This window comes from Streptomyces sp. URMC 123 (assembly GCF_051386515.1).
Classification (GTDB): domain Bacteria; phylum Actinomycetota; class Actinomycetes; order Streptomycetales; family Streptomycetaceae; genus Streptomyces.
The window spans coordinates 1-2734 of sequence record NZ_JBPQTV010000525.1 but is presented as its reverse complement, the minus strand read 5'-3'; the positions used below and the strand labels follow the sequence as shown (position 1 = coordinate 2734).

Here is a 2734-nt window from a genome sequence, read left to right as displayed (position 1 = left end):
CGGGACTGGTCGACAGGCACGAACATCTCCAACACCGCGGACACGAGGGCCTCGTGCGGCTCGGGCGGCGACTACGTCCTCCACTCGGCGGTGGTGAAGACCTTCGACCTAACGGCGGGCAGGTAGCGCCGAGGAGCATCGATTCTGGCCGCCAGGGGAGCCCAGCACCGTCGCCCTGGCGGCCAGAACACCGGCGATGCCCCCGCACGTCGGCCCGTGCGGGACCGGCGCCAGGTCGTCGACGGGATCTTGTGGAAGCTGTCCACCGGCGCTGCCTGGCGTGACCTGCCGGAGCGTTACGGGCCGTGGAAGACGGTCTACGACCGCTTCCGGCACTGGTCCGCCGACGGCACCTGGTACCGCCTCCTGGCCCATGTCCAGCAGCACTCCGACGCTGTTGGACAGGTCGACTGGACGATCGTCTGCGTCGACTCGACCGCGATCCGGGCGCATCAGCACGCTGCCGGGGCCCGAAAAGGGGGACCTGGGAAGGCGAAGCACTCGGCCGCTCCCGCGGCGGGCTGACCAGCAAGATCCACCTCGCCTGCGACGGCCGAGGCCGACCGCTCGCCTTCACCCTCACCAGCGGGAACGTGAACGACTGCACGCAGTTCGAACCCGTCATGGCCAAGGTCCGGATCACCCGGCCGAGGCCGGGCAGGCCCCGGACCCGGCCCGACCGCGTCGTCGCACTCTGGCTCCCATGACTTTCCGGACACGACCCAGGGCGTGTCCGGCGGGTCGTGTGACTGGTCCAGTTCATGTCGTTCCGGCCAGTGTGGTGCGCGGTGATCTGTCGGACGCAGAGTGGGTTCGGCCAAGCAGTGCCTGATGGCTCTCACCCGGGTGGCGGATCTGTTGCTGTTGCGGGCGAGAGCGGCGACAGTCCGAGAGGAGCGTTCGGCGATGGGGTCGCCTTGGCGCAGACGTGCGGGCAGGCTCTCGTTCAGGTGGATTGTGGTGACAGGGTCGCGCTGGCTGCGCCCGAAACTCATGCTGAATGTGACTGATCGGCTGATCGGGAGGTATGCGACATGAGGCTCAGGTTGTCTCGTTGGGCTCGTGCTGGCGTGGTAGCGGCGGTCATGGGCGTTGGTGTGCCTGCCTTCGCGGGCACCGCTCACGCTGACCCGTTGCCGACGCCGCTCTTCTCGGTCGACGGTGGCGCGACATGGAGCTCGAACGTCAGCACAAGCTCGGGCCGTACGGTTCTGGCGAGGATCTGGTCGCACAACGACACCGACGCCACGATCCCCAACACCTCGATCACCACCTTGCTGCCCAGCGGTACGACACTGACCCCCAACTCCACGCAGAACTCCTGAGCCCCCGCACAACCGACCCGGCTCGGCCCCCGGGCCCCGACACCACCTGCGGCGAGACGGTCAACGCCCCGGCCGTCTCGTCGGGCGCCAACCTCACCACCAGCCCGACAGCAGGCGTCCAAGGACTTCGTCGCGGCGCTTGTGGATCGTCTGGTCGAAGGCGGTGGGCCGGCCGCCCGCGCCTGCCGTCCCGGCCACCCGACCCGTCGGACAGGACCTGGGAACCAGTTGGTGATGCCGTAGCTCGCGCCCTTCGGCCGGGCGCGCGGTGTCGCGGTCGATCCGGGGCGGCTCGTACGAGGCGGCCCGGCCGGTCGAGCCGTTCTTCGGGGACGTGCGCCGCGCGCACGCCGATTTTGTGCAAGACCGGCCCGGCCGGTCGCGGAAGGCTCGTGGTCCGCATGGTCACGAGCCACTGCCGCACGGGGGGCACCGGCCCCGGGTTGCGCGGGGTCCCCGCACGCCCGGGGCCGGTGTGTGCCCGCGCCCTGCCCCGCGAACGCGGCCACGGCCAGCCCGGCGCGGGTTCGCCGACCGCCCGGCCTCGGCGCGGGGCCACGGGGACGTACGGGCACAATGGGGCCATGTCCCGACGCAGCAGCCGGCGCCCCCGGCCGAACCGCTCCGCCACCGCCCCCGCGGTGCCGTCCGCCGCGGCCCCGTGCCCCTGCGGGCTGCCCGCCCCGTACGGCGACTGCTGCGGCCGGCTGCACGCCGGGGCGGCCGCCGCGACCGCCCCAGAGGCCCTGATGCGCTCCCGTTACAGCGCGTTCGTCGTCCGGGACGAGGCGTATCTGCTGCGCACCTGGCACCCCTCGACGCGGCCGCCGCACATCGAGTTCGACCCCGAGCTGCGCTGGCAGGGCCTGGAGATCCTCGACACCGGCGAGGGAAGCGCCTTCCACACGACGGGCACGGTCACCTTCCGGGCGCGCTACCGCCACGGCGGCGAGGCGGGCGCCCTGCACGAGCGGAGCCGCTTCGCCCGCCACGACGGGGCCTGGGTCTACGTGGACGGCGACATCTTCTCCGACTGAGACCGGTTCTCCGGCCGAGAACGGCCGGAGACGCTCAGCCGCGGTGGTGCCTCGGCATCCACGACCACTTGTCGCCCTCGACCCATCGGACGTCGGCCGGGTCGTCGACATCGACCTTCGTCAGCCCCGCCCGATGGGCGAAGTTGATCACATCGACGATGCCGCGGGCGAGACCCACGGTGACGCCGTTGACCTCGACCACGCGGAACGGCGGGTCGCCGGGGTTGACGCCGTGCACGACGACCCGTGCCTGCCGTATCCCGCTCTCCGCTTCAGCCATGGTTTCAGCGTGCCGCCGTTCCGCCCCCCGCGCATCCCCTGGCCGGCAGGGGGTGCCTCGACCCCGCCGACCTGCGGGCCATTCGGCCCATC

The 2734-nt window shown here is 71.8% G+C and carries 3 protein-coding genes and 1 pseudogene; 3 read left to right on the top strand and 1 reads right to left on the bottom strand.

Features of this window, described 5'->3' with window-relative positions; translation table 11 throughout:
- Positions 1-210: 210 nt before the first annotated feature.
- From ACSNOD_RS30295 to ACSNOD_RS30285, 3 genes and pseudogenes are all read left to right on the top strand, one after another.
- A pseudogene (locus tag ACSNOD_RS30295) lies at positions 211-692 on the top strand (IS5 family transposase); the annotation flags it as partial.
- A gap of 441 nt (positions 693-1133) precedes the next feature.
- Positions 1134-1325, top strand: a complete 192-nt coding sequence (locus ACSNOD_RS30290; RefSeq protein WP_436770284.1) for a hypothetical protein — start codon at positions 1134-1136, stop codon at positions 1323-1325.
- Positions 1326-1909: 584 nt separating this feature from the next.
- Positions 1910-2362: a YchJ family protein gene (locus ACSNOD_RS30285; protein WP_436770283.1), complete on the top strand. Its 453-nt coding sequence runs from the start codon at positions 1910-1912 to the stop codon at positions 2360-2362.
- A gap of 34 nt (positions 2363-2396) precedes the next feature.
- Here the strand turns inward: ACSNOD_RS30285 and ACSNOD_RS30280 are convergent, their stop codons facing one another.
- A complete protein-coding gene (locus tag ACSNOD_RS30280; protein WP_436770282.1) occupies positions 2397-2642 on the bottom strand; it encodes a hypothetical protein in 246 nt (81 codons plus the stop codon).
- Positions 2643-2734 lie beyond the last annotated feature (92 nt).

Coding starts and splice junctions, on each gene's coding strand:
- ACSNOD_RS30285 (WP_436770283.1), top strand. CDS start 1,910: ATGTCCCGACGCAGCAGCCGGCGCCCCCGGCCGAACCGCTCCGCCACC.
- ACSNOD_RS30280 (WP_436770282.1), bottom strand. CDS start 2,642: ATGGCTGAAGCGGAGAGCGGGATACGGCAGGCACGGGTCGTCGTGCAC.